This is a genomic window from Agromyces sp. NPDC058110 (assembly GCF_042884735.1).
Taxonomy (GTDB): Bacteria; Actinomycetota; Actinomycetes; order Actinomycetales; family Microbacteriaceae; genus Agromyces.
Genome location: NZ_JBHVTI010000001.1, coordinates 1 through 25,703 on the forward strand (window position 1 = coordinate 1; position 25,703 = coordinate 25,703).

At 68.7% G+C, this 25,703-nt stretch carries 26 protein-coding genes, 1 tRNA gene and 1 rRNA gene; 25 read left to right on the forward strand and 3 right to left on the reverse strand.

What is annotated here, in order from left to right:
• The first annotated feature begins 202 nt into the window (after positions 1–202).
• The 17 genes from rrf (at position 203) to der (ending at position 17,029) form a co-directional block, all read left to right on the forward strand.
• Positions 203–319 (forward strand): 5S ribosomal RNA (gene rrf / locus ACFVS8_RS00005).
• A 118-nt stretch (positions 320–437) separates the two neighbouring features.
• Positions 438–2,105: a primosomal protein gene (locus ACFVS8_RS00010; protein WP_387056551.1), complete on the forward strand. Its 1,668-nt coding sequence runs from the start codon at positions 438–440 to the stop codon at positions 2,103–2,105.
• A gap of 3 nt (positions 2,106–2,108) precedes the next feature.
• Positions 2,109–3,140 (forward strand): HAD-IIA family hydrolase, encoded by a 1,032-nt coding sequence (locus tag ACFVS8_RS00015; protein ID WP_387056552.1) that lies wholly within the window; start codon positions 2,109–2,111, stop codon positions 3,138–3,140.
• 45 nt (positions 3,141–3,185) lie between these two features.
• A complete protein-coding gene (locus ACFVS8_RS00020; RefSeq protein WP_387056553.1) occupies positions 3,186–3,350 on the forward strand; it encodes a hypothetical protein in 165 nt (54 codons plus the stop codon).
• Between the two features lie 3 nt (positions 3,351–3,353).
• Positions 3,354–4,163, forward strand: coding sequence for a TlyA family RNA methyltransferase (locus tag ACFVS8_RS00025; RefSeq protein WP_387056554.1), 810 nt, complete (start codon positions 3,354–3,356; stop codon positions 4,161–4,163).
• Complete coding sequence (locus ACFVS8_RS00030; protein ID WP_387056555.1) at positions 4,160–5,074, forward strand: NAD kinase; 915 nt, start codon at positions 4,160–4,162, stop codon at positions 5,072–5,074. The genes ACFVS8_RS00025 and ACFVS8_RS00030 overlap by 4 nt, the downstream gene beginning before the upstream one ends.
• Entirely contained in the window at positions 5,067–6,773 is a 1,707-nt protein-coding gene (recN, locus tag ACFVS8_RS00035; RefSeq protein WP_387056556.1) for a DNA repair protein RecN, read from the forward strand. The genes ACFVS8_RS00030 and recN overlap by 8 nt, the downstream gene beginning before the upstream one ends.
• A gap of 182 nt (positions 6,774–6,955) precedes the next feature.
• Entirely contained in the window at positions 6,956–8,614 is a 1,659-nt protein-coding gene (locus ACFVS8_RS00040) for a CTP synthase (protein WP_387056557.1), read from the forward strand.
• A complete protein-coding gene (locus ACFVS8_RS00045) occupies positions 8,607–9,380 on the forward strand; it encodes an NUDIX domain-containing protein (protein WP_387056558.1) in 774 nt (257 codons plus the stop codon). Before ACFVS8_RS00040 ends, ACFVS8_RS00045 begins: the two co-directional genes overlap by 8 nt.
• Before the next feature lie 10 nt (positions 9,381–9,390).
• Complete coding sequence (xerD, locus tag ACFVS8_RS00050; protein ID WP_387056559.1) at positions 9,391–10,296, forward strand: site-specific tyrosine recombinase XerD; 906 nt, start codon at positions 9,391–9,393, stop codon at positions 10,294–10,296.
• Positions 10,297–10,352: 56 nt separating this feature from the next.
• Positions 10,353–11,240, forward strand: coding sequence for a ParA family protein (locus ACFVS8_RS00055; RefSeq protein ID WP_387056560.1), 888 nt, complete (start codon positions 10,353–10,355; stop codon positions 11,238–11,240).
• On the forward strand, positions 11,224–12,078 hold the full coding sequence (locus ACFVS8_RS00060) for a segregation and condensation protein A (protein WP_387056561.1): 855 nt from the start codon (positions 11,224–11,226) through the stop codon (positions 12,076–12,078). The genes ACFVS8_RS00055 and ACFVS8_RS00060 overlap by 17 nt, the downstream gene beginning before the upstream one ends.
• On the forward strand, positions 12,068–12,826 hold the full coding sequence (locus ACFVS8_RS00065) for an SMC-Scp complex subunit ScpB (RefSeq protein WP_387056562.1): 759 nt from the start codon (positions 12,068–12,070) through the stop codon (positions 12,824–12,826). The genes ACFVS8_RS00060 and ACFVS8_RS00065 overlap by 11 nt, the downstream gene beginning before the upstream one ends.
• Before the next feature lie 79 nt (positions 12,827–12,905).
• The gene (locus tag ACFVS8_RS00070; protein WP_387058109.1) at positions 12,906–13,688 is read left to right on the forward strand and encodes a pseudouridine synthase; all 783 of its coding nucleotides are present in this window, start codon (positions 12,906–12,908) and stop codon (positions 13,686–13,688) included.
• Positions 13,685–14,767 carry a prephenate dehydrogenase gene (locus tag ACFVS8_RS00075; RefSeq protein WP_387056563.1) on the forward strand — a complete coding sequence of 361 codons (1,083 nt, stop codon included), beginning with the start codon at positions 13,685–13,687 and terminating at the stop codon, positions 14,765–14,767. Before ACFVS8_RS00070 ends, ACFVS8_RS00075 begins: the two co-directional genes overlap by 4 nt.
• 3 nt (positions 14,768–14,770) lie before the next feature.
• Positions 14,771–15,457, forward strand: coding sequence for a (d)CMP kinase (cmk, locus tag ACFVS8_RS00080; RefSeq protein ID WP_387056564.1), 687 nt, complete (start codon positions 14,771–14,773; stop codon positions 15,455–15,457).
• 54 nt (positions 15,458–15,511) lie between these two features.
• On the forward strand, positions 15,512–17,029 hold the full coding sequence (gene der, locus ACFVS8_RS00085) for a ribosome biogenesis GTPase Der (protein WP_387056565.1): 1,518 nt from the start codon (positions 15,512–15,514) through the stop codon (positions 17,027–17,029).
• 111 nt (positions 17,030–17,140) lie between these two features.
• Here der and ACFVS8_RS00090 read toward each other — a convergent pair whose 3' ends face one another.
• Positions 17,141–17,761: a GNAT family N-acetyltransferase gene (locus tag ACFVS8_RS00090; protein ID WP_387056566.1), complete on the reverse strand. Its 621-nt coding sequence runs from the start codon at positions 17,759–17,761 to the stop codon at positions 17,141–17,143.
• Positions 17,762–17,842: 81 nt separating this feature from the next.
• On the opposite strand from ACFVS8_RS00090, the gene ACFVS8_RS00095 reads away from it, so the two are divergent.
• Both ACFVS8_RS00095 and ACFVS8_RS00100 read left to right on the forward strand, forming a co-directional pair.
• Positions 17,843–18,322 (forward strand): MarR family winged helix-turn-helix transcriptional regulator, encoded by a 480-nt coding sequence (locus ACFVS8_RS00095; protein WP_387056567.1) that lies wholly within the window; start codon positions 17,843–17,845, stop codon positions 18,320–18,322.
• The gene (locus ACFVS8_RS00100; RefSeq protein WP_387056568.1) at positions 18,319–18,975 is read left to right on the forward strand and encodes a hypothetical protein; all 657 of its coding nucleotides are present in this window, start codon (positions 18,319–18,321) and stop codon (positions 18,973–18,975) included. The genes ACFVS8_RS00095 and ACFVS8_RS00100 overlap by 4 nt, the downstream gene beginning before the upstream one ends.
• A gap of 69 nt (positions 18,976–19,044) precedes the next feature.
• Here the strand turns inward: ACFVS8_RS00100 and ACFVS8_RS00105 are convergent, their stop codons facing one another.
• Entirely contained in the window at positions 19,045–19,566 is a 522-nt protein-coding gene (locus ACFVS8_RS00105) for a hypothetical protein (protein WP_387056569.1), read from the reverse strand.
• A 224-nt stretch (positions 19,567–19,790) separates the two neighbouring features.
• Here ACFVS8_RS00105 and ACFVS8_RS00110 point away from each other — a divergent pair.
• From ACFVS8_RS00110 to ACFVS8_RS00120, 3 genes are all read left to right on the forward strand, one after another.
• Positions 19,791–19,867, forward strand: a tRNA-Pro gene (locus ACFVS8_RS00110).
• Between the two features lie 178 nt (positions 19,868–20,045).
• The gene (locus ACFVS8_RS00115) at positions 20,046–20,285 is read left to right on the forward strand and encodes a helix-turn-helix transcriptional regulator (protein WP_387056570.1); all 240 of its coding nucleotides are present in this window, start codon (positions 20,046–20,048) and stop codon (positions 20,283–20,285) included.
• Between the two features lie 233 nt (positions 20,286–20,518).
• A complete protein-coding gene (locus tag ACFVS8_RS00120) occupies positions 20,519–21,517 on the forward strand; it encodes a tyrosine-type recombinase/integrase (protein WP_387056571.1) in 999 nt (332 codons plus the stop codon).
• A gap of 695 nt (positions 21,518–22,212) precedes the next feature.
• Here ACFVS8_RS00120 and ACFVS8_RS00125 read toward each other — a convergent pair.
• Complete coding sequence (locus ACFVS8_RS00125) at positions 22,213–22,407, reverse strand: hypothetical protein (RefSeq protein WP_387056572.1); 195 nt, start codon at positions 22,405–22,407, stop codon at positions 22,213–22,215.
• A 61-nt stretch (positions 22,408–22,468) separates the two neighbouring features.
• Between ACFVS8_RS00125 and ACFVS8_RS00130 the strand changes: the two genes are divergently transcribed.
• The 3 genes from ACFVS8_RS00130 to ACFVS8_RS00140 all read left to right on the forward strand — a co-directional run bounded on the left by ACFVS8_RS00130 (position 22,469) and on the right by ACFVS8_RS00140 (position 25,652).
• Complete coding sequence (locus ACFVS8_RS00130; protein ID WP_387056573.1) at positions 22,469–23,839, forward strand: hypothetical protein; 1,371 nt, start codon at positions 22,469–22,471, stop codon at positions 23,837–23,839.
• Between the two features lie 458 nt (positions 23,840–24,297).
• Positions 24,298–24,906: a hypothetical protein gene (locus tag ACFVS8_RS00135; RefSeq protein ID WP_387056574.1), complete on the forward strand. Its 609-nt coding sequence runs from the start codon at positions 24,298–24,300 to the stop codon at positions 24,904–24,906.
• Positions 24,903–25,652 (forward strand): hypothetical protein, encoded by a 750-nt coding sequence (locus tag ACFVS8_RS00140; RefSeq protein WP_387056575.1) that lies wholly within the window; start codon positions 24,903–24,905, stop codon positions 25,650–25,652. Before ACFVS8_RS00135 ends, ACFVS8_RS00140 begins: the two co-directional genes overlap by 4 nt.
• Positions 25,653–25,703: the final 51 nt, after the last annotated feature.

The following is a 25,703-nucleotide window of genomic DNA, read 5'->3' on the forward strand; positions in this document are numbered from 1 at the left end:
TTTGAACTTCATTCAAAGCAAAAGGCGTGTGCGTGGCCCGAGATGATTCGCGTCCACTCTGTGGTTCCCAACAGACGGAAACACACTTCATAACTACACACACGACACCCATCACACACCAACCCCCACCAGGGTTGATCTGATGGAAGTCACCGAAACCACCAACACCGGCCACCACGGCCCGGACAGTTGGTCCTAGAGTTTCGGCGGCCATAGCGCGAGGGAAACGCCCGGACACATTCCGAACCCGGAAGCTAAGACTCGCAGCGCCGATGGTACTGCAGGGGGGACCCTGTGGGAGAGTAGGACACCGCCGGACAACCATTCCCGAAGAGCCGCCCACCACGTGGGCGGCTCTTCGCATTTAACACACCAACCGCACAGAACCAGCGCAGTACGGTTGGATGACGACGAACTTCACAGATGACGGGACTATCGTGAGCGACACGAACGACGAAACCAACAGGGGAGAGGCGCGCAACCGCGCACCCCGTGGCGAAGGACGACCGCAGAGCAGCGGACGTGGCGCGAACGGTTCCCAGGCATCTCGATCCAGCCGCGACGGACAGCGCTCGTACGGTGATCGCGAGAAGCGTCCCTACGAGAAGCGCGACGGTGCGCCGCGTTCGTACGGTGACCGTGAGAAGCGTCCGTACGAGAAGCGCGACGGCGAGCGTCGGCCGTACGAGAAGCGTGACGGTGCTCCGCGTTCGTACGGTGACCGTGAGAAGCGTCCGTACGAGAAGCGCGACGGCGAGCGTCGGCCCTATGAGAAGCGCGATGGTGCTCCGCGTTCGTACGGTGATCGCGAGAAGCGTCCGTACGAGAAGCGCGACGGTGAGCGTCGGCCGTACGAGAAGCGTGACGGTGCTCCGCGTTCGTACGGTGACCGTGAGAAGCGTCCGTACGAGAAGCGCGATGGCGCTCCGCGTTCGTACGGCGACCGCGAGAAGCGTCCGTACGAGAAGCGCGATGGTGCTCCGCGTTCGTACGGTGACCGTGAGAAGCGTCCGTACGAGAAGCGCGACGGCGAGCGTCGGCCGTACGAGAAGCGCGATGGTGCTCCGCGTTCGTACGGTGACCGCGAGAAGCGTCCGTACGAGAAGCGCGATGGTGCTCCGCGTTCCTACGGCGACCGCGACGATCGTCGGGGCCAGCGCGCGCCGCGCGAGGAGTACCGCCGCGAGAGCGACGGAGCCTCGAGCCTGGCCGTGCGTCCTCGGCACGACGACCCGTTCCTGCCCGACACGATCGAGCCGCGCCAGCTCGACAAGGGCGCGCGTGCGGAGCTCAAGACGCTGAGTAAGGAGAACGCGGACTGGGTCGCTCGGCACCTGGTCGCGGCATCCCTCTACCTCGATGAGGACCCCGAGCTCGCGCACCAGCATGCCGTCTCGGCGGGCCGTCGTGCCGGCCGGGTCGCCGTCGTGCGCGAGACGCTCGCGATCACGGCGTACGCCACGGGGGACTTCGCCCTGGCACTCCGTGAGCTGCGCACGTACCGCCGCATCTCCGGCAGCAACGACCAGCTTCCGCTGATGGTCGACAGCGAGCGCGGCGTCGGACGCCCCGACCGCGCTCTCGAGGTCGGCCGAGCCGTCGATCGCTCCAGCCTTCCGGCCGCTGTGCAGGTGGGGCTCGCGATCGCGATGTCGGGCGCCCGCCTCGACCTCGATCAGCCCGAGCTGGCGCTGGCCGAGCTCGAGATCCCGCAGCTCGACCCCGACCGCGCGTTCTCGTACAGCCCGGCACTGTTCTCCGCGTATGCGGAGGTGCTCGACGAACTCGGTCGGTCGACGGATGCCGCGGAGTGGCGCGCTCGTGCGGCTCGCGCCGAGGACGCGCTCGGCGGTGCCGAACTCGACCTCGTCGAGATCTACGAGGTCGAGTTGGAGCCCGCGGAGTTCGACGTGGCTGAGGCGGACGTCGAAGACGGGGCATCAGATCAGCTCGCAGACGCCGACGGGGCGGCCGCCGAGGTCGAGGAGCCCGCATCGGCCGCCGAGCAGGTCGACGACGTCGACGACCTCGGCGACCCGGGCGACGTGCTCGAGGACGACGTGCGTGCCGTGCTCGCCGAGGGCGACGACGAAGGCCGGGCCTGAACGGTGGGGCTGTTCCGCCAGAAGCCCGAGACCAGTGCGCCGCTCGACGGAGCCGACGCGGTCTTCGCCGATCTCGACGGAGTCGTCTACGCGGGGGCCGGTGCGATCCCGCACGCCGTCGAGAGCCTGAACCTCGTCAAGGAGCGGATGCCGGTCGGCTACATCACGAACAACGCGTCGCGGAGCGATGCATCCGTCGCCGCGCATCTCGCCGAACTCGGCCTGTCGGTGCAGCCGACGGACGTGGTGACCAGCCCCCAGGCGGCGATGCGCCTGCTCGAGGAGCAGGTCGCGCCCGGAGCGCTGGTGTTCGTCGTCGGCGGCGAGGGCATCGTCGTCGAGCTCGAGAAGCGCGGCTACCGGGTCACGCGATCCGCCGATGACGCCCCCGACGCGCTCGTGCAGGGGTTCGCGCCCGAGGTCGGCTGGAAAGAACTCGCCGAGGCGTCGTTCGCGCTGAACTCCAACGGCGGACCGGGCTCGGAGACGCCCGGCATCCCGTGGATCGCGACGAACACCGACTGGACGATCCCGGTCGCGCGCGGCATCGCCCCCGGCAACGGCACCCTCGTGTCCGCCGTCCACACGGCCGTCGGCCGGCTGCCGCTGGTGGCGGGCAAACCCGAGACGCCCATCTTCGACGAGGCGAAGCGCCGGTTCGCCGCCGCGAACCCGCTCATGATCGGCGATCGGCTCGACACCGACATCCTCGGCGCCAATCGGGCCGGCATGACCAGCGTGCTCGTGCTCACGGGCATCGATCGTGCGAAGCAGGTGCTCGCGGCGGATGCGTCGAGCCGACCCGACTACCTCGTCGACGACCTGCGCGCGCTCCACGAGCCGTACCCGGCGACCGAGGAGGTGCGCGGGGCGATCCGCGTGCGCAGCGCTCGGGTGCGCGTCGATGGTCGTCGCGTCGTGATCGAGGCCGAGGGCGACGACCGACTCGATCTGCTTCGCGCGGCGTGCGCGGCGATCTGGCGCTCGGGCACCGCGATCCACGTGCTCGACGTGCCGGCGTCGCTCTACAGCTGACGCGGGAACCCGCCGGCGTCGGCGGCCTCGGGTAGCGTGGTGGATGTGACGAGTGAAGAAGAGCCCGGCGCGCCATCCGACGAGACCCGCGAGGCGCTCGACGCGATCGAGGCGCTGCCGCTCGAAGAGCGCGCTGCCGGCTATCTCGGCCTCGCCGAGCGGCTCCGCACCGAGCTCGAGCACTCCGACCCGTCGCGGCAGTCCGACTGACGCATGGCATCACGACGTCTCGACGCCGCACTCGCCGACCGCGGGTTGGCCCGATCGCGCACCCACGCGGCGACCCTCATCGCGGCCGGGGTGGTCACGATCGACGGTCGCCCCGTGGTGAAGCCCTCGACGAAGGTCGACGACGAGCAGGTCGTCGAGGTCGCGGCATCCGATCACTACGTGTCGAGGGCCGCCCACAAGCTCATCGCGGCGCTCGACGGCTTCGCCGTCGACCCCCGTGATCGCGTCGTGCTCGACGCGGGCGCCTCGACGGGCGGATTCACCCAGGTGCTGCTCGAGCGCGGCGCGCGCACGGTGCTGGCCGTCGACGTCGGGCACGGCCAGCTCGCCTCGCAGCTCATGGGAGCGCCGGGGCTGGTGCTCATCGAGGGATGCAACGTGCGAACCCTCGATCGTGAAGCACTGGCGGGCCTTTCCGGCGTCGGCGAGCCGCCCTCGCTCGTCACCGCGGATCTCTCGTTCATCTCGTTGACCACCGTGCTGCCCGCACTCGTCGCGACCGCGGCCGACGACGCCGACTTCGTGCTGCTCGTGAAGCCCCAATTCGAGGTCGGCCGCGCGGGGGTGCGCGAGGGCATCGTGCACGATGCGGCTCTCCGGTCGGAGGCCGTCTCCGGGGTGCTCTGGGCGGCGCATGATCTCGGCGTCGGCACGGCCGGAGTCACGTCCTCCCCAATCGCCGGAACCCGCGGAAACCTCGAGTACCTCGTGCACCTCGCCGCCGCGAGCGGAACCAATCCGACAGAATGGATCAGTCAGGTCGAGCAGATGACAGGAGGCGAGTCGCCGTGAACGACGCACGACACTTCCTCGTGGTCTCGCACACGGGCCGCCGCAACGCCCTCGAGGCGACCGGTGAGGTCTGCACGCAGCTGTTGGCGGCCGGAGCCGTGCCGGTGATCCCCGACGATCAGTGGAACGACGTGCACGACTTCGTGCCGGAGCTGAACGGCCGAGTGGCCCGGCTCGAGACGATCGATCCCGGGCTCATCGAACTCGCGATCGTGCTCGGCGGCGACGGCACGATCCTCCGTGCGGCCGAGCTCACCCGTGAACTCCCGGCTCCGCTGCTCGGCGTGAACCTCGGGCACGTCGGCTTCCTCGCGGAGAGCGAGCGCGACGACCTCGGGTACACCGTGCAGCGCGCACTCGCGCGCGACTACGCGGTCGAGGAGCGCATGACGCTCTCGGTCAGGGCCAAGGTCGACGACCAGACCGTCTTCGAGAGCTGGGCGCTGAACGAGGTCTCGGTCGAGAAGGCCGAGCGCGAGCGCCTGATCGAGGTCGTGATCGAGGTCGATCGGCGTCCGCTCTCATCGTTCGGCTGCGACGGCGTCGTCATGTCGACCCCCACGGGTTCGACCGCCTACGCGTTCTCCGCGGGCGGTCCGGTCGTGTGGCCGGGCCTCGAAGCGCTGCTGCTCGTGCCGCTCAGTGCGCACGCCCTGTTCGCGCGGCCGCTCGTGGTCGCCGCCGACTCCTCGCTCGCAGTCGAGGTGCTCCGTCGTACGGAGGCGTCGGCGGTGATCTGGTGCGACGGCCGACGCACGTTCGACCTGCCGGCCGGCGCGCGGGTCGTCGTGCGGCGATCGCCCGTGCCGGTGCGGCTCGCGCGGTTGCACGAGGCGCCGTTCACCGATCGACTCGTGAACAAGTTCCAACTCCCGGTGACGGGCTGGCGAGGACCGGTGGGCCATGATTGACGAACTCGGCATCCGCGATCTCGGCGTGATCGCCGAGGCGACGCTGCCGCTCGGCCCCGGGTTCACCGCGGTCACCGGCGAGACCGGCGCGGGCAAGACGATGGTCGTGACCGCACTCGGGCTGCTGCTCGGCGCCCGCGCCGACGCCGGCGCGGTGCGCTCGGGGGCGAAGCAGGCCTGGGTCGAGGGCCGCTGGCTCGTCGACGACACGGGCGCCGTCGCCGAGCGCGTCGCCGACACGGGCGGCGAGATCGAGTCGGGCGAGCTGTTGCTCGGCCGCTCAGTCTCGGCCGAAGGGCGCAGCCGGGCAGTCGTCGGGGGGCGCAGCGCACCGGTCGGCGTGCTCACCGAACTCGGCGACGAACTCGTGGTCGTGCACGGTCAGGCCGACCAGCAGCGCCTCCGGTCCGCGGTCGCCCAGCGCGACGCGCTCGACCGGTTCGCCGGCGCCGACCTGCAGTCCGCTCTCGCGGAGTACCGCACCGCCTTCACCGCCTGGCATGCCGATGCCGCCGAGCTCGAGCGACTCACGCTCGCCAGAGACGAACGCCTGCGCGAGGCAGAGACGCTGCGCGGGGCCCTCGACGAGATCGAGGCCGCAGACCCGCAGCCCGGAGAAGACCTCGAACTCGCCGAGCGCGCCGACCGGCTCTCGAACCTCGAAGACCTGCGTCTGGCCGCATCGCAGGCGCACATGCTCGTCTCCGCAGACGAGATCGTCGACGACGCGCCCGACGCGGTGACGCTCGTCGACGGCGCCAAGCGCCACCTCGAGCGGGTCGTCGAGCACGACGCGGCCCTCGCCCCGATCACCGAGGCGTTGCAGAGCGCCGGATTCCTGCTCGCAGACGCGGCGGCAGAGCTCGGCACGTACCTCGCCGGCCTCGACGCCGACGGGGCGCGCGAGCTCGAGATCGTGCAGGAACGTCGCGCACTGCTCACCTCGCTCGTTCGCCGACACGGCGCGACGCTCGACGACGTGCTCGACTTCGGCCGAACGGGCGGGCTGCGTCTCGTGGAGCTCGACGGCGACGACGAGCGCATCGAGCACCTCGCGGCATCCGTCGAACAGGGGGCCGTCGAGGTCGAACGGCTGGCCGGGCGGGTCTCCGAACTGCGAACCGAGGCGGCCGGCCGACTGGCCGAGGCCGTCACGATCGAACTCGCGGCGCTCGCGATGCCCGACGCGCGGCTCACGGTCACGGTCGATTCCGAGCACGAGCCCGCGCTGCACGGACGCGACCACGTCGCGATCCTGCTGCAACCGCATCCGGGCGCCGAGCCGAGGTCGGTCTCGAAGGGTGCATCGGGCGGCGAGCTCTCGCGGGTCATGCTCGCGATCGAGGTCGTCATCGCCGGCACCGATCCCGTGCCCACGTTCGTGTTCGACGAGGTCGACGCAGGGGTCGGCGGGGCCGCGGCCATCGAGATCGGGCGGCGACTCGCCCGGCTCGCCGATCGGTCGCAGGTGATCGTGGTGACCCACCTCGCACAGGTCGCGGCGTTCGCCACGAACCACCTCAGCGTGGTCAAGGGCACCGACGGCCGTGTCACGGAGTCCAGCGTCCGGCGCCTCGAGGGCGCCGAGCGCGAGGCCGAGATGGCGCGTCTGCTCTCGGGTCTGGCCGAATCCGAGAGCGGTCTGGCGCATGCCCGCGAGCTGCTCGGACTGGCTGCCGAACGGACGGCGGCCGGCTGATCGAGGGTTGGAGCAGGAACGACGCGTCGGGCGGGAATTCCGCACGGCGCACGACGAAGGGGGACCGCGTGCAGCATGTCGGGGAGAGTTCGCAGAAACGTGGCTTAGACTATAAGCCCGTGGTGGAAGATCGCGGACAGGCGCAGAGCGCAGACAATTCAGACCCTCAGTCGACCAACGACGTGACCAAGCACATCTTCGTGACCGGTGGCGTCGTTTCTTCATTGGGCAAGGGCCTCACGGCGGCCAGCCTCGGCAACCTGCTCACGGCGCGCGGACTGCGCGTCGTCATGCAGAAGCTCGATCCGTACCTCAACGTCGATCCCGGAACGATGAACCCGTTCCAGCACGGCGAGGTGTTCGTGACCGACGACGGCGCCGAGACCGACCTCGACATCGGGCACTACGAGCGGTTCCTCGACATCGACCTGAGCCAGGCGGCGAACGTCACGACCGGCCAGATCTACTCGACGGTCATCGCCAAGGAGCGTCGCGGCGAGTACCTCGGCGACACCGTGCAGGTGATCCCGCACATCACCGACGAGATCAAGCGGCGCATGCGCCTGCAGTCGACCGAGTCGCCCAAGCCCGACGTCATCATCACCGAGATCGGCGGAACGGTCGGCGACATCGAGTCGCAGCCGTTCATCGAGTCCGCGCGACAGGTCCGGCACGAGCTCGGGCGCAAGAACGTGTTCTTCGTGCACGTCTCGCTCGTGCCCTTCATGGGTGCGTCCGGCGAGCAGAAGACCAAGCCGACCCAGCATTCCGTCGCGACCCTGCGCTCCATCGGCATCCAGCCCGACGCGCTCGTGCTCCGCAGCGACCGCCCGGTCACCGAGGCGAACAAGCGCAAGATCGCGCTCATGTGCGACGTCGACGAGGGCGCCGTCGTGAACGCCGTCGACGTGCCGTCGATCTACGACATCCCCACGATGCTCAACGACCAGGGCCTCGACGCCTACATCATCGACGCGCTCGGACTCGACGCGAAGGCGAGCGACGTCGACTGGTCGGGCTGGAGCGGCCTGCTCGACGTCGTGCACGACCCCAAGCACGAGGTCACGATCGGACTGGTGGGCAAGTACATCGACCTGCCCGACGCGTACCTCTCGGTCACCGAGGCGCTGCGGGCCGGCGGCTTCGCGAACGACGCCAAGGTGAAGATCGAGTGGATCCCCTCCGACGAGTGCCGCACGCCCGAGGGCGCGCAGAAGCGCCTCGGCCACCTCGACGGCATCTGCGTGCCCGGCGGCTTCGGCGTGCGCGGAATCGAGGGCAAGCTCGGTGCGCTGCGCTACGCACGCGAGAACCAGATCCCGACGCTCGGCCTCTGCCTCGGCCTGCAGTGCATGGTCATCGAGTACTCGCGCAACGTCGCAGGCCTCGAGGGCGCGTCGTCGAGCGAGTTCGATCCCGACACCGAGTTCCCGGTCATCGCGACCATGGAGGAGCAGGTCGAGATCATCGCCGGCGGCGACCTCGGCGGCACCATGCGCCTCGGCCTCTACCCGGCCGCCCTCGCCGAAGGGTCGATCGCGGCGGAGGTGTACGGTTCGACGCTCGTGTCCGAGCGTCACCGGCACCGCTACGAGGTCAACAACTCCTACCGCGACCGCATCGCCGACGCGGGCCTCGTGTTCTCGGGCACCTCGCCCGATCGGCACCTCGTCGAGTTCGTCGAGCTGCCGCGCGAGGTGCACCCGTACTACATCGCGACGCAGGCCCACCCCGAGCTCCGCAGTCGCCCGAACGACGCGCACCCGCTGTTCCGCGGGCTGGTCGCGGCATCCCTCGACCGTCAGAAGGCGAGCCTGCTCTTCGACGACGCGAATGCCTGAAGACCAGGCGGTCGACCACGAGGTCGAGCCGCTCGCCGATGAACGGGTGCTCGTACCCGTCACGGCGAGCGAGCTCGTCTTCGAGGGGCGCGTGTGGGACGTGCGTCGTGAGACGTTCGATCTCGGCGACGGTCCGATCGTGCGCGACTTCATGGACCACCCCGGCGCAGTGGCCGTGCTTGCGCTCGACGACGACGACTGCGTCTTCCTGATCCGCCAGTACCGGCATCCGGTGCGCCTGCGCGATTGGGAGATCCCGGCCGGGCTGCTCGACGTGCCCGGTGAAGATCCGCTCGAGGCGGCCAAGCGCGAACTGGCCGAGGAGGGCGACCTCGAGGCATCCGAGTGGGCGGTGCTCGCCGACTTCCTCACGACGCCCGGCGGCAGCGACGAAGCCCTGCGCATCTACCTCGCGAGGGGCGTGCGCCCCACGGCGCACGCGTTCGTCCGCGAAGACGAGGAGGCGCACATCGAGACGCGCTGGGTGCCGCTCGACGAGTGCGTCGACGCTGTGCTCGCCCGGCGCGTGCAGAACCCGTCGCTCGTCATCGGCGTGCTCGCCGCCGAGACGTCGCGTGCGCGCGGCTGGCGGAGCCTCGGCGAGGCGGATGCCGCGTGGCCGACGAGATCCACGCCGCGGGGCTCGCAGGCGCACCGCGGCGCCCTGGCCGACGGCGCACCTGCGTCTGGCGCCTGGGCTGACGGCGAGTCGGCCGACGCCGCCTCGCCCGACGGCGAGCCGGCCGAGGGCCCAGCGCGGGCATGAGCGCAGAGCGGTGACCACGCAGACCGAGGTCGACGCCTACCTCAGGCACCTCGCGATCGAGCGCGGTCTCGCCCGCAACACCATCACCTCGTATCGTCGCGACCTCGCGATCTACACGGGCTGGCTCGACGAGCGCGGCGTCGACGGACTGGGTGCGGTCGGCGAACAGGACCTGTCGGACTTCATCAGGCACCTCGGCGCCGAGCGCACGCCCGTGCTCGCACCTTCGTCGATCGCCCGGGTGCTCTCGGCTGTTCGGGGGCTGCACCGGTTCCTGGCCGACGAGGGCACCCTGCCGGCCGACGTCTCGCGCGAGCTCCGCCCGCCGAAGCTGCCGATGCGCCTCCCGAAGGCGATCTCGGTGGCCGACGTCGAGGCGCTCATCGCGGCGGCCGCGGGCGAGGAGGCCGACCGGTTGCGCGACGCCGCCCTGCTCGAGGTGCTCTACGGCACCGGGGCGCGCGTGTCGGAGGCGATCGGCCTGAACGTCGACGACCTCGTCGACGACGAGGTGATCCGCCTGTTCGGCAAGGGCGGCAAGCAGCGCATCGTGCCGCTCGGCTCGTACGCGCGGCGTGCGGTCGACGCGTACCTCGTGCGGGCGCGCCCGCTGCTGTCGGCGCGGGGCACGGCGACGCCCGCACTGTTCCTCGGCATGCGCGGGCGACGGATGTCGCGGCAGGCCGCATGGGAGTCGATCCGCGGTGCGGCCGAGCGGGCGGGGCTCTCGGCATCCGTCTCGCCGCACACCCTGCGGCACTCGTTCGCGACGCACCTGCTCGAGGGGGGCGCCGACGTGCGCGTCGTGCAGGAACTGCTGGGGCACTCGTCGGTCGCGACGACCCAGATCTACACGCTCGTGACAGCCGACACACTCCGGGAGATGTACACGTCGGCCCACCCGCGCGCTCGCTAGAATCGACCAAGCAACTCGCACGACGAGGGGCCGGCAGGCCGGAAGAGAGACCACACGTGACCCAGCAGACGCGCGATGCGGCGAACGCCATCGGTTCGCTGGAATCGGAACTCGGTCCGACCGGGCGCCCCCACCGCGAGTTCCCCGAGCCGAAGCCGCTGCGATCGCACGGGCCGGCCCGCATCATCGCCCTCTGCAACCAGAAGGGCGGCGTGGGCAAGACCACGACCACGATCAACCTCGGGGCCACGCTCGCCGAGTACGGTCGCCGCGCGCTCGCGATCGACTTCGACCCGCAGGGTGCGCTCTCGGCGGGGCTCGGTGTGCAGACGCACGAGGTGCCGACGATCTACGACCTGCTGCTCTCGCGGTCGATCGACCCGAACGACGCGATCCAGAACACGAGCGTCGACGGCCTCGACGTGATCCCCGGCAACATCGACCTCTCGGCGGCCGAGATCAACCTGGTGAACGAGGTCGCGCGCGAGCAGATCCTCGCCGGTGTGCTGCGCAAGGTCTCGGCCGACTACGACGTGATCCTCATCGACTGCCAGCCCTCGCTCGGACTCCTCACGGTGAATGCGCTCACGGCGGCGCACGGCGTCGTGATCCCGCTCGAGTGCGAGTTCTTCGCGCTGCGCGGCGTGGCGCTGCTCATCGAGACCATCGACAAGGTGCGCGACCGGCTCAACCCGGCGATCACCCTCGACGGCATCCTCGCGACCATGTACGACTCGCGCACGCTGCACTCGCGGGAGGTGCTCGACCGGGTCGTCGACGCGTTCGGCGACGACGTGCTCGAGACGGTCATCACCCGTACGGTGAAGTTCCCCGACGCGACGGTCGCCGGCACGCCGATCACCCAGTTCGCGCCAGACCACCAGGCGTCGAAGTCGTACCGGCAGCTCGCAAGGGAGCTGGTCTTCCGTGGCGCGGTCGCCTGAGGCCGTTCCGGTCTCGGGGGAACAGGCGCCGGTCGGCGACACCGAGCCGTCGGGCGAGGCCGGGTTCCGCGTCGCGCTCTCGAACTTCGAGGGCCCGTTCGACCTGCTGCTCTCGCTCATCGCCAAGCACGAGATGGACATCACCGAGGTGTCGCTCTCGGCCGTGACCGACGAGTTCATCTCCTACCTGCGCGGGCTCGACTCCGCCGAGGAGCTCGACCGCGCGTCGGAGTTCCTGGTGGTGGCGGCGACGCTCCTCGACCTCAAGGTCGTGGGGCTGCTGCCGCAGGGCGAGCTCGTTGACGCGGAAGACGTCGCGCTGCTCGAGGCCCGCGACCTGCTCTTCGCGCGCCTGCTGCAGTACCGCGCGTTCAAGGAGGCCGCGCGCTGGTTCGCGTCGAACCTCGACGCCGAGGGACTTCGCCACGCGCGCACGGTGCGGCTTGAAGACCGGTTCCGCCAGCGAGCGCCCGAGCTGCGCTGGACCCTCAGCGCCGAGGATTTCGCGGCGCTCGCGGCTCTCGCGCTCGCACCGCGCGAGATCCCCACGGTCGGCCTCACGCACCTGCATGCGCCGCTCGTCTCGATCCGCGAGCAGGCCGCGCACGTCGTCGCCGTGCTTCGGCGCGGCGAACCCGTGAGCTTCCGCCAGCTCATCGCGGGCGTGACCCGGCCGGGCGTCGTCGTGGCGCGGTTCCTCGCGGTGCTCGAGCTGTACCGGCACGCGGCGATCGGCTTCGACCAGGTCGAGCCGCTCGGTGAACTGACCCTGCACTGGGCCGCGGAGACGTGGTCCGACGCCAACCTCGAAGCCCTGGGGGCCGACTATGACGAATGAGCTCGACGAGACGGATGTCGCGGCGAACGCGGTCGACGACGGCTCCGACGCCGAGGCGGGCGCCGAGCAGCCCGCGCGAACGGCGGCGGCCGATGAGGCCGTAGGCCCCGAACTGTCGATCGTCACGCCGCTCGACGTGCCGGGGCAGCCTCGCCTCGACCTGGATCGCGCGCTCGAGGCGATCCTCTTCATCGCCGACGAGCCGCAGAGCGTCGTGCACCTGGCCGCGGCAGTCGCGCGTCCGGTGGCGGAGGTGCGGGCCGCGATCGCGCGCCTGCGGGCCGACTACGACGGCACCGGGAGCTCGGGGGAGCCGCGCACCGACGAGGCCGACGCGGGCACGGCCGCCCGCGGCATCCGTCGTGCCTTCGAACTGCGCGAGGTCGGCGGCGGGTGGCGCTTCTACGTGCGCACCGAGTACGACGCGCTCGTCTCGGATTTCGTGATCGCGCAGACGTCGACCAGACTTTCGCAGGCGGCACTGGAGACGCTCTCGGTGATCGCGTACAAGCAGCCGATCTCGCGGTCGCAGATCGCGTCGATCCGTGCGGTGAACGTCGACTCGGTCGTGCGCACGCTGCTCGGCCGGGGGCTCATCACCGAGGTCGACACCGATGCCGAGACGGGCGCCCTGCTCTACGGCACCACCGAGCTGCTGCTCACCAACCTCGGCATCAACTCGCTCGACGAGCTGCCCCACATCTCCCCGTTGCTCGACGACGGCCAGGAAGGATTCGATCGTGACTGACACCAACGACGGCAACGGCTCCGGCGGGTCGGGCGGCGACGGCCGCGAACCCGCGAGCTGGTTCCGCGAGCCCGAGGGCGTGCGCCTGCAGAAGGTGCTCGCCGCCGCCGGCGTCGCCAGCCGCAGGGTCGTCGAGCAGTACATCGTCGAGGGTCGCATCGAGGTCAACGGCGAGATCGTCACCGAGCTCGGGCGGCGCATCGACCCCGAGCACGATCAGGTCTCCGTCGACGGCGTCGCCGTGCAGCTCGACACCGACAAGCGCTACTACATGCTGAACAAGCCCCGCGGCGTCGTCTCGTCGATGCGCGACGAGCAGGGACGGCCCGACCTGCGGGAGTTCACCGATGGCCTCGAGGAGCGCGTCTACAACGTCGGACGCCTCGACGGCGACACGAGCGGCCTGCTGCTGCTGACCAACGACGGCGAGCTCGCGCACGTGCTCGCCCACCCGTCGTTCGGCGTCGAGAAGACCTACGTCGCGAAGGTGCGCGGCCGCGTGACCCCGCAGACCCTGCAGAAGCTCAAGCAGGGCATCGAGCTCGACGACGGCCCGATCCGCGCCGACCGCGCCAAGCTGCTGCAGCACCAGGGCGACCAGCAGCGGTACTCCATCGTCGAGCTCACACTGCACTCCGGCCGCAACCGCATCGTGCGCCGCATGCTCGATGCCGTCGGGCACCCCGTGGTCGAGCTCGTGCGGCGCAGCTTCGGGCCGCTGCACCTCGGCACGCTCCGATCCGGGGCCGTGCGCGAGCTCACCAAGAGCGAGCGGGGCCTGCTGCTCACGATCTCGCGCGAGGCGGCCGCATCGCGATCGGGCAGCGACGCGGCACCCGACGACCGGAAGGGCACGAAGTGACCGACGCACGCGTCACCGGCACGGTGCGCATCGTCGGCGTCGGCCTGCTCGGCGCGAGCATCGGACTCGGGCTGCGCGCCAAGGGCGTCGAGGTCGTGCTCGCCGACGCGTCGCCGACGCACCTCGCGATCGCCGCCGACTACGGCGCGGGCAGGCCGGCGACGCCGACCGACGAACCGCGCCTCATCGTGGTGTGCGTTCCGCCCGATGTCACCGCCGACGTCGTGGCCGCCGAGCTCGCCGCGTTCCCGAACGCGATCGTGACGGATGTCGCGAGCGTCAAGCTCGCGATCTACGAGGAGCTCGCGGCGCGCGGGGCCGATCTCGCGCGGTACCTCGGCACGCACCCCATGGCCGGGCGCGAGGTCGGGGGGCCGATGTCGGGCCGCGCCGACCTTTTCGTCGGACGCCCGTGGGTGGTCGCCGCGCACGAGGGCATCTCGTACCGCGACGCGTCGGTCGTCGACGACCTGATCCTCGACCTCGGCGCCACGCTCGTCGAGCTCACCCCCGAGCAGCACGACCGCGCCGTGGCGCTCGTCTCGCACGTGCCGCAGGTGGTCTCGACGCTCATGGCGAGGCGCCTCATCGATGCCCCGCACGCGTCGGTGAACCTCGCGGGGCAGGGCATCCGCGACGTGACGCGAGTGGCTGCGAGCGATCCCGAGCTGTGGGTGCAGATCCTCGGCCAGAACGCCGCGCCCGTGATCGAGATCCTCCGCGGCTACCGCGACGACCTCGACCGGTTCATCGGCGCACTCGACGACCTCGAGGCCCCCGGCGCGCGGCGCCGCATCGCCGAGGAGCTCTTCGGCGGCAACACCGGCGTCGAGCGCCTGCCAGGCAAGCACGGCGTCGACCGGCGCTACGCGAGCCTCATCGTGATGGTCGACGACCGGCCGGGGCAGCTCGCCAAGCTCTTCAACGACGTCGGCGATGCCGGCGTCAACCTCGAGGACCTCCGCCTCGAGCACTCGCCGGGCGCCCAGGTGGGCCTCGCCGAGATCTTCGTGCTCCCCGAGGTGCAGGAGCGCCTCACCGACGAGCTGGCCGCGCGCGGCTGGCGGATTGCAGGCTGAACCGTGACCCTCCCCGTGCTCCCCGTCGTCGTCGCGATCGACGGCCCTGCCGGCAGCGGCAAGTCGAGCGTGTCGAAGGAGGTCGCGAAGCGCCTCGGGTTCGGCTTCCTCGACACGGGGGCCGCCTACCGGGCGCTCGCCTGGCACGTGCAGGCATCGGGCATCGACACGGATGACGCGGCATCCGTCATCTCGTCGCTCGCGACGTTCGACTACCGCATCGGCACCGACCCCGCCGGGTACTCGGTGCACGTCGGCGACGTCGACGTGACGGCGGCGATCCGCGATCCCGCGATCTCGGCGGTCGTCAGCCGCGTCGCGAGGGTGCCCGAGGTGCGCACGCACCTCATCGAGCTGTTCCGCAGCTTGATGGCGGCCGAACCCCGCGCGGGCATCGTCGTCGAGGGTCGCGACATCACGACGGTCGTCGCCCCCGACGCTCCCGTGCGGATCCTGCTCACGGCCTCGCCCGAGGTGCGCGCCTCGCGTCGATCCGCCGAGCTGGGCGGGTCGGCGACGGCCTCGGTCGGCGACGCGATGCGCAAGCGCGACGAGGCCGACTCGAAGGTCGTCGACTTCATGACGGCCGCCGAGGGCGTCGTCACGGTCGACTCGACGGAGCTCGATTTCGAGCAGACCGTCGACGCCGTGATCGCCGTCATCGGGAACGCACAGCCGGTCACTGATTGAATAGAGCGGGGCACGTCTCGAACAGGCGTGCCCGAAAGACTTGAGGAGACACCCATGACCGATCAGCGCGACGAGTACGACGACGAGTCCGTCGTCGACGACCGCCTCGCGGAACGCCTCAGCGGCGTCGACGACGAGCTGGCCGACCAGCGCGCCGCGGCACTGCGCTCGGGGCTCTCCGACTACGACCTCGACGACGACGACCTCGACGTGCTCGAGCTCTCCGAAGAGGGCGAAGACGGCATCCGCTACCTGCCCGCGCTTCCGGTGGTCGCGATCGTCGGCCGCCCGAACGTGGGCAAGTCGGCGCTCGTCAACCGCATCCTCGGCCGCCGCGAGGCCGTCGTCGAAGACACCCCGGGCGTCACGCGCGACCGCGTCTCGTACAAGGGCGAGTGGCTCGACCGTCGGTTCACGCTCGTCGACACCGGCGGATGGGAGCCCGACGCCAAGGGCATCGACGCCTCGGTGGCCGCGCAGGCCGAGGTCGCGATCGACCTCAGCGACGTCGTGCTCTTCGTCGTCGACGCCACCGTGGGCGCGACCGCGACCGACGAGCACGTCGTGCGACTGCTCCGCAAGACCAAGAAGCCCGTGTTCCTCGTGGCGAACAAGGTCGACGACGCCCGCCAGGAGCCCGAGGCCGCCGCGCTCTGGAACCTCGGCCTCGGTGAGCCCCACCCCGTCTCGGCCCTGCACGGCCGCGGTGTCGCCGACCTGCTCGAGGCCGTGTTCAAGGTGCTGCCGCAGGTCTCCGCGGTCGCGAAGGAGGAGTTCGGCGGTCCTCGCCGCGTCGCGATCCTCGGCCGCCCGAACGTCGGCAAGAGCTCGCTGCTGAACAAGTCGGCGGGCGAGGAGCGCGTCGTCGTGAACGAGCTCGCCGGCACGACCCGCGACCCCGTCGACGAGCAGATCGAGCTCGGCGGCAAGATCTGGCGCTTCGTCGACACCGCCGGCATCCGTCGTCGCGTGCACCTGCAGCAGGGCGCCGACTTCTACGCGTCGCTGCGCACCCAGGCCGCGCTCGAGAAGGCCGAGGTCGCCGTCGTGCTCCTCGACGTCTCGGTGCCGATCTCCGAGCAGGACGTGCGCATCATCGACCTCGTGCTCGAGTCGGGCCGTGCGCTCGTGCTCGCCTACAACAAATGGGACCTGCTCGACGACGACCGCCGCCGCTACCTCGAACGCGAGATCGAGCAGGACCTGCACCACGTCGCGTGGGCCCCTCGTGTGAACATCTCGGCGAAGACCGGGCGTCACCTCGAGAAGCTCGTGCCCGCCCTCGAGACTGCGCTCGAGTCGTGGGACACCCGCATCGCGACGGGCAAGTTCAACGCGTTCCTCACCGAGCTCACGCAGGAGCACCCCCACCCCGTGCGCGGCGGCAAGCAGCCCCGCATCCTGTTCGGCACCCAGGCCGCGAGCCGCCCGCCGACATTCGTGCTCTTCACGACCGGGTTCCTTGACCCGGGCTACCGCCGGTTCATCCAGCGTCGCCTGCGCGAGATCTACGGCTTCGAGGGTTCGCCGATCGTCATCAACATGCGCGTGCGCGAGAAGCGTCAGCGCTAGCGCTTCGTCGCGTCGCTCCGGCCGCGCATCGGGTCTTCGGATGCCGGTGCGCGGCCGTCTTCGTCTGCGTGCGCGTGGGCGCGAGTGCGCAGGTGCGAGCGTGCGCGCGCGTCAGTCGAAGCGCACCTGCATGACCGCCCGGCTCGGGGTCGGGCGCGCCACTTCGGTGAACCCGGCGCGCTCGAACATCGAGACGGTGCCGGGGAAGAGATCAGCGGCAGGTACCTTGGCCCGTGCCGTCGGGTCGACCCCGTAGGCCTCGAGCACTCTGGCGCCCTGCGCGCGTGCGTACGCGACCGCCGCCTCGGCGAGTGCGCCGCCGACGCCGCGCTTGCGGTGCGCCCTGGGCACGACGAAGCACGTGACCGCCCAGACGGACCCGTCGTCGAAGTCGGGCTCGTCGCTGCCCTTCGCGACGATGCGCCTGCGCTGCAGGCGGGGGAGTGCGGGGCGCGGCTCGACGGCGCACCAGCCCACCGGCGTCTCGCCGTCGTAGGCGACGAGTCCGGGGCCGCCGTGCTCGGCCGTCGCGATCTGCTGTTCGAGGCGCGCGGCGAGTTCGGCGGGCTCCTCGCGCCAGTCGCTGCCGGGGATCTTGTACCACTGGCACCAGCAGGTCGCGGGGTCGCCCCTCGTGCCGAAGACGGCTTCGACGTCGGCGAACGGGGCCTGCTGCGCCGGAACGATGCGGAGGGCGGTGGGCTGGGCGTCGGCGCTGACCTCGGAGTGCATGCGGGTCACGATAGCGGGCGGGTGCGACATCCGGTCTGCCTAATATCGTGAAGGTAGGTAATGATGAAGTAGAATCACGGTATGACCCGGATGCCGCCGCCCACCGTGCTCGACCGACTGCTCGAGATCGGCGAGCTCTTCCAGCACGACATGGCGACCGCGTTCGACGGCACCGGCCTCACTCCCGCGAGGGTGCGCGTGCTCTGGGTGATCCGACACGGCGGGCCGATGACCCAGCAGGCCCTGGCCACTGCGCTCGGTGTCAGCGCGCGCAACGTCACCGGGCTGGTCGACGCCCTCGAGCAGGGCGGGCACGTCGCGCGGTCGCCGCATCCCACGGATCGCCGCGCGACGATCGTGTCGCTCACGGGTGCGGGGGAGCAGCGCATGACGCAGATGCAGAGCGAGCATGCCGATCTCACGGCCGACCTGCTCGATGCCGTCGAGCCCGCCGATCGTGCGGCCCTCGCGCGCGGCGTCGATGCCATCGCCGAGCGCCTGCGCGCGCTGATCGCCGCCGATGCCGAACGCCGGACCTCGAGCGCGGAGCGCAGCGCGTGAGCGTGACGAAGGAACGCCGTGCCGCGGCATCCGCCCCACGACGCATCTGGCAGATGCTGCGTCGCGCCCTCGACGTCGAACTGCGCATCTACGCGAGCATCGGGCGATTCGTCGCGCGCCGGCCGGCCGTGCCGCGCGGCGCATTTGGCTTCAGCTACCACCGGCCCGTGTTCACCGTGCTGATGATCTTCATCGTGCTCTCGGCCGTCGAGATCCCGATCATCGACCTCGTCGTGCATCGGTGGCCGGTCGTGCGCATCGCGATGCTCGTCTTGGGGCTCTGGGGCGTCACCTGGATGTTCGGGCTGCTCTGCGCGTACCTCATGCGGCCGATCACGGTCGGGCCGGACGGCATCCGGGTTCGTCAGGGACTCGAACTCGACGTGCACCTGACCTGGGACGACATCGCGTCGGTCGCCCGCCGCAAGCAGGTCGACGAGCCCAAGTCGCCCCGCATCGTCGAGGCCGATGGCGCGCGCACGCTCGCGTTGCGCATGCAGGACGAGACCGACCTGGTGATCGCGCTGGAACGCCCGACCGTCGTGCGGCTGCCCGGTCATGCGCCGAAGGGCGGCGATCAGGAGATCACCGCAGTGCGGCTGTGGGTCGACGATCCGAAGGGATTCCTCGACGAGGTTCGTCGGTACCTCTGACTCACCCCCAGCGGAGACGACGAAGGGCGGCGACCGAAGTGGTCGCCGCCCTTCGGAGGGTGAGCCGGGTCAGGCTTTGGGCGCCTCGGGCGCTGCCGGGGCCTCGGGGGCCTCCGGCGCGGCGGGTGCCTCGGGGGCCGCGGGGGCGGCTTCGGGCGCGGCTGCAGCAGCAGCGGGCGCGGCCGCCGCGGGTGCGGGGGCGTCGACGGGCACCTCGACGTCGGCCTCGTCGACCACGAGGTCGAGCTCCTCGAACTCCTCGTCGTCGATGTCGCCGAACACGGCGTCGAACTCGGCGGCGGCGGCCTGCGCCTGAATCGCGGCGGCCCGGTTGCGGGCCTGCGTCGCGAGCGCGAGCAGGATGCCGACGACGCCGGCCGCGAGGAGCAGGCCGCCGATCGTGGACTGCGAGATGTTCGCGAGGTACAGAGCGTACTCCGACCCCTGCGCCGTGTAGAACGCGACCTGCGCCGCGTTGCCGGCGAGGAGGAGGTAGGCGCCGAGGCCGGTCACGATGACCGCGACGGCCCAGAGCAGGATGAGCGGGACGTTGAGCGTGGACGGCTTCGGGGCGGTGGCGTTGTTCGACACGAGATTCCTTCGGAGGACGGAATGGATGGATCCCGCGACGCGGGCCAGGTCGCCGTCGAAGACCGCGACCCATCGAGCCTAGGGGAATCGGCTATGAATCGGTTATGTGCTGGTCGGACGGGGCTTCTCCGCTCGTGTTCGGGCACCGGCCACGCGATTGGTCAAAACCCCACTGCGGATGACGCTATGATTGACAAGTTGCCTCGGCGAGTTCGCCGGAGCATCGGGCTGTGGCGCAGCTTGGTAGCGCACTTGACTGGGGGTCAAGGGGTCGCAGGTTCAAATCCTGTCAGCCCGACCAGAATGTCCCGGAAACTCAAGGGTTTCCGGGACATTTGAGGTTAAGAAGTTGAACCACACACCGAAAACACACCGTTTTCAGCGCCCGACTCCGAATCAGAAGCCTGTGCTCTGCGGCACAGCCGCGTTGATTCCGATCGATTCCGAACCCCGAGGATCGACGATCGCACCTGATCGGTATGGACGCACACAAGGGCCAACAGACCGCCGGCATCCCAACGTTTCCGGCGAAGGGCTGGAACCTCGAACCGCTGCTCGACGTCGGCGAACTCGCCGCCTACTTGGGCATACCGATCTCTACGGTCTACGACTGGCGCACGCGCGGAAAAGGACCGGCCGCGTACCGCTTCGGCAAACACCTGAAGTTCGCAATCTCGGACGTTCAAGCTTGGATCGCCGAGCAGCGCGAGCAGTCGTAGCCGGCCGCCACACCGGTCAGGCGGTGATCTGAATGCCACGACCCCGACTCAGCATCGGCACGTTCGGTGACATCTCGACGCGACCGGTCGCTTCGGGCCGCTACGAGGCACGCACTCGCTATCGGGACTGGGACGGCCAAGTCCGTCGCGTAGCCGTGACGGCTGATACTGCACGAGCCGCGGAACACGAATTGAAAGCGAAGATCGCGGAGCGTGCCACGTTCCAACCGAGCGTGGGCGGCCAGCTCACGCCGGACAGTCCTTTCGCCGACTTGGTCGCGTATTGGCTCGAGGACATTGACCTTGAAGGCCGCATCTCGAAGACGACCCGCATGCTCTATGAGCGCAACATGCGTACTCTCGTGCTCCCGACGTTCGAGCACTTCACTCTCCGAGAGATCGGCGTGGCCCGGTGCGATCGGTTCATGAAGCAGCAGGCTCGGATCTCGTACAACCGAGCGAAGCAGTCCCGTGTCGTTCTCAGGCTTGCACTGGCGCTCGCGGTTCGCCATGAGGTGTTGGCTTCGAATCCGATGGATCATGTAGCTCGCATCTACCGTGAGGCGCGGATTCCTGACGCGCTGACGAGTCTCGAGGTGAATGCCATTCGGGCAGTCATCGGGCGTTGGGAGTCGGGTGTCGATCACATCTCTGGGCCGAAGCCCGATGGTCAGCTCGGTGCGATCGTCGAGGTCATGCTCGGAACATCAGCCCGAATCGGCGAGGTCCTCGCGATCAGACGAGGCGATGTAGATGTGACCAGTGCGACGCCGACGATCCGACTCGCTGGCACGATCATCAGCAGGAAGGGCGAGCCGACGTTCAGGCAGGACCACCCGAAGACGACAAGGTCACGCCGTATCGTTGCCCTCCCGGTATTCGCGGCGGAGGCGGTACGTCGCCGGCTGGTCGTAGCCGACGACCGCGAGTCGGACTCACTGCTCTTCCATTCGCGCGATGACACCCCTCTCACCACGGCGAATGTGCGCCGTCAACTCCGACAAGTCTTGGAGCGTGGCGGGATACCTGGCATAACTCCGCACATGTTCCGTCGCACTGTTGCGACAGCGGTCAACGACAGTGCGAGCGTCGAATTGGCAGCCGAGCTGCTCGGCCACACCGACACCAAGATCACGGTGCAGCACTACATTCGGCGCCGGGAAATGGTGAATCCCGCGACCGCGGAGCTGCTGGAGCGAGCGTTCCATCGAGATGACTCAGAATCGCTCTAACAGAGCCGTGATCTGAGAGACGCGATACGAGCACATGGTGACCCTGGCCGGCCCGGCAGGGTCACCATTTCTGTCTAGTCAAGTCTGAGTTGGAGGGCGCTGCGGGCGCCGCCAGCTACCGGCCATCGTGCATAGACTCCGGGCTCAGAAAATGCGTTTTAGAGGTGGTCAGCACAGTCGAGGACGGCCGAGGTCGACCGTGCGAGATCGAGATGAGTCGAGGCGATCTGATCAGTTCTGCGGTGCAAATCACCGATTTTCGATTTGACTCCAACTGAGAAGGTCGTGGGTTCGATTCCCGCGAAGCGATCGAGATATCTGGCCGCCGACCTGCTCCTCAGCCCTACCAGAAGAAGACCCCGCTAGGCGATCGATGTTCGATTCTTGTCGCGGCAATGACACCCTGGATCCTATTGATCGATGTAACACCCTTCCTGGAGGTTGTTGCTCGTAGTGGTGTCGTTCACTTCTCCTGCGGTGGTGCGGTAACTAGCCGCGATCGGTCATGGTCATGGGCTGAAAGAATCCACCCCGATGGTGGGGATCGGTAAGGAGGTCGGGTACCGGCTCCTTCATGACCGGTACGTACAGCTCCGTCGCTGCGGACTGAGTGCCGGTGACATGCTCGATACGCTCGGGTTCCGTTCGAGTCGGGTGCCGGACTGGGACGCGCTGGTCGGGTGTGATCGGCGCCATCATCTGCGGGTGAATCCGTCACGGGAGCAGGTGTTCTGGCGATCATCAGAATCTGCCGCGCCCTCACCGGGCAGAATCGCGGGCGGGCGATGCGGGAAATGGGGCCCGCCGACTGTCGTCGGATCCTTCAGGTGATCGCCGGCATCGGCGACGAACCGTTGAACGGCGCCCGAAAGGGCAGGTTCTTCGGTCATCCGTTGCCGCCGCCTTGCCTGCATGGTAGATGAAGGGGTATCTGGGGGCCCGGAGGCTGACATGCGATCAACGGGGCACGTTCACACGAAACTCGGCATCATTGGCGCGTTCATCTCGTTCGCGATGGTTTTGTCCGGATGCGCGGATTCGAGAGTCCCGTCACCACAGACTGTGGATCTGTATCAGTACGCGTTGGAGTCCACCCCGGTGGTAATCACCAAGATCTGCGCCATCCACAACACGCAGACTGCCGAAGCACCGCCGTTCGAGGACTCGTGCGTACCCCTTCTCCGGCCCGTCAGCCTGAAGTCGTCACCTATCCCGCCGATTGACCGAACCGGGTCAACTGAAGCCTTGGACCGCCTGGCAATTATCGGTTGCCTCAATCAGTCGGACGGCAAGGTTGAGTCGCTCGGGATCGTCAACGAGAGCATCGCCCCAAGCGGGCCAGATCCTGCCGGCTCAGAACTCTGCGACATGCTCCCCGAGATTCGACGGAACGCCGGCGGAAGTCTGGCCGAGGCTGTCTGGTCGTCTGGCGGTCACGAGGCTGCTGATGCTGCATTCCAGGCATGCGTCGGTGAGCTCAACGGGACCCCGGACGGGAGCAATTCCAGGCCCATCATCGGGCCGGAGTCGATCAGTTCCGGTGCCGGGTTCTGGGGCGGCACGATCGCCGAGACTGTCATCGATGACGCTCTCGGCGGGCTCACTCCTGAACAGAAGATCGCCACCGGAGCGGCTCTGCTCCTCGTGGTCGTGCCGACACTCGGGGTCATCGCCGGGATCGCAGGACTCAGCGCTACCGCAGCAGCCGCGGTCCTTCTGGTCGCCGAAGTGGCTGCAGGTGTCGGAGTAAGTCAGCTCTACGACGGTGTGACATCGTCTGGCACAGCACCGAGCCCTCCGAAGTCGATGCCCAGTCAGGCGCCCGGAGGCCGGCCTGACCCGAACGCAGAGCCTGCGCCGAACTCTTGCCTCGAGGCGCTTGCACGTCTCGCGAACTGCATGGCCACGAACCACCCTTGCGAGGATTCTGAGATCGCAGCAGCCCTCGCTGCCGCAAAAGCTCGGGCCTGCCAGAGCGACAAGGTCTATGTCGACCCGAACAGCACTTACTGCGAGGACGAGGAAGTAACGGCCGAGCAAATCGCGAAGGCGCTGGTGCTGGTCTGCGCGAATGCCATCTCCGATGGGAAGCCGGAGCCGGGCGGATCACCATGCCCGCTGATGCACGCAGCGGGAGTCGGAGTTTTCGCCAACACGCTTCCGAAAATCTGCCAGCAAGTGATGGGCGGTGTGGAGAACTGTCCACAGCTTGGAGAGCCGCTACCTTCCCCGCCGGAGCCGGACTGCCCAATCGGCCCAGGGCCAGAGTCGGCGCAATGCCAGGCTCCCGGCGGTGGGCGTGGGCCGGGCGGTCCGAGCTGAGCCCAAGCCCACCGGGTCAGCCGCCAGCCAGTTGGGCGTCGTGCTCAGCGAACGAACGCCTGCACCATTGCCCCGTACCACTCTGCAGCTGTCGTCGGTTCGAGCTTCGATGTGGAGCTCATCGACGCCGGTGACGCTCAGTTTGCACCTGTGAGAGCGGATCGATTACGGTCGACTGCCCGGTCGGCCGATTCAAACGGAGGGGCTGCAGACTCAGGATCGTATTTCGTGTGCTCGGCGTCGGCAGCAGCTGCCTCATGAGCGCGGTATCGAAGCTCGGGGAACGTTTCTCAGCACGATCTAGGTATCGATTGGCACCACGAAGGTGGTGCGCACGAAGAGCTCGGACCCGGAACTGCCAGCCCCTCCGACGCCCCTCGGGCTATCGACTTTCGACCGGCGCGCCGCGGAGCGTATCCTCCGAATCGTCGCTAGGGTGCAGCCGAGGAGGGCGTCATATGGAGGTTGAAGAACTTCTTGCGCGGGCCTGGGGAGCGGTCGAGAAGGCGGGCATCCCCGAGGCATTGCAGGAATACGCATTCAAGGAAGCGCTCGCGCGGCTAAGCAGCCCGGTTCCGACGGTGCGCCTAACACAAGCAGCAACCGCCGCTGTGCCAGCGGTAGACGTCAGCGACGACGGATCCGCGAGTTCGACAGCAACTCCTGTGCTGTCCGATCAGGAGCTCTTCCGCAAGTTCTCGCAAGAGAGCGGTGTTCCCGTCGATCAGCTTGAGCGCATCTATTACTTCGACAACGGTGTCCCTCATCTCAATGGTCCGAAGTCAAAGTTCGGCTCAAACGTTGCGGATCAGGCGCGAGGGGTCGCGTTGGCGTTGACCGCTGCGTACGACTATGCACTTGACGAACAGAATCTGGCCGCGAGTACGGTGCGTGTTGAGTGCGAGCGACTTAAGTGCGCCCCGGGTAAGAACTGGGGCAAGGTCATGAACTTGCTTACAACGGTGAACTACATCGGTGCCGCTGGGAAGAAGACCATGAGGACTAAGGGCGACACTGCCGAGAGCCTGCAAAAGTTGGTGAAGAACGCGCTTGGTATCGCCGAATGAAGCTCATTGAGTATCTGGCGCCCCTGAAGAACGCGGGCCAACAGCCGCGCATCTTGGCCGTGATGCTGTTTCTCGAACGTACGCGAGGTCAGACGAAGTTCACTGTTGCGGAGATTAGAGCTGCGTTAGTGGATGCGCGGACCACTGGGATAAAGGGCTGGAACATTGCATCGCGATTGAGTTCTGCCCGTGACCGCGTGCACTCGACGGGCTCAGGGACCACTCGCGTGTGGGAGTTGACGGACACCGGGCGAGCAGCAGTCGAGGCATTCGCGCCGCCCCTCCCCGTTGAGGCACCGGGTGTCGCAAAGCAGAGCGAGGTTGCCGCGCTTCGAGCGCAAGTGGCGACGATCCAAGATGCCGAGGCCCGTGCCTTCGCGTCCGAGGCCGTCGATTGTCTGGAGGTTGGCGCGCACCGAGCTGCGATCGTCTTCATATGGGTTGCAGCAGTTCATGAGATCCAGGAGCGCATCTGGTCCGCTTCCAACCCGTCCGCCATCACCACGGCCGCCCAATCGCACAACCCCAAAGCGAAAGTCTGTAAGAAGCGGGACGATCTCAGCGAGTACAACGAGGAATTGTTGTTGCAGGTAGCGCAAGACTTGGGCGTAGTCGACAAGAATCAGAAGACTGAGTTGAAGAAGGCTCTCGACCTCCGTAACGGTGCCGGACATCCCAACAAACTCCGTCCCGGCGAGCACAAAGCGAAGGCCCACATCGAAGAGTTAGTCACGATGCTGTTCTAGCTCCGATAGTGGCGATGGGCGTGATCCTCGCTGTAGCGACGAGCGCGGAGA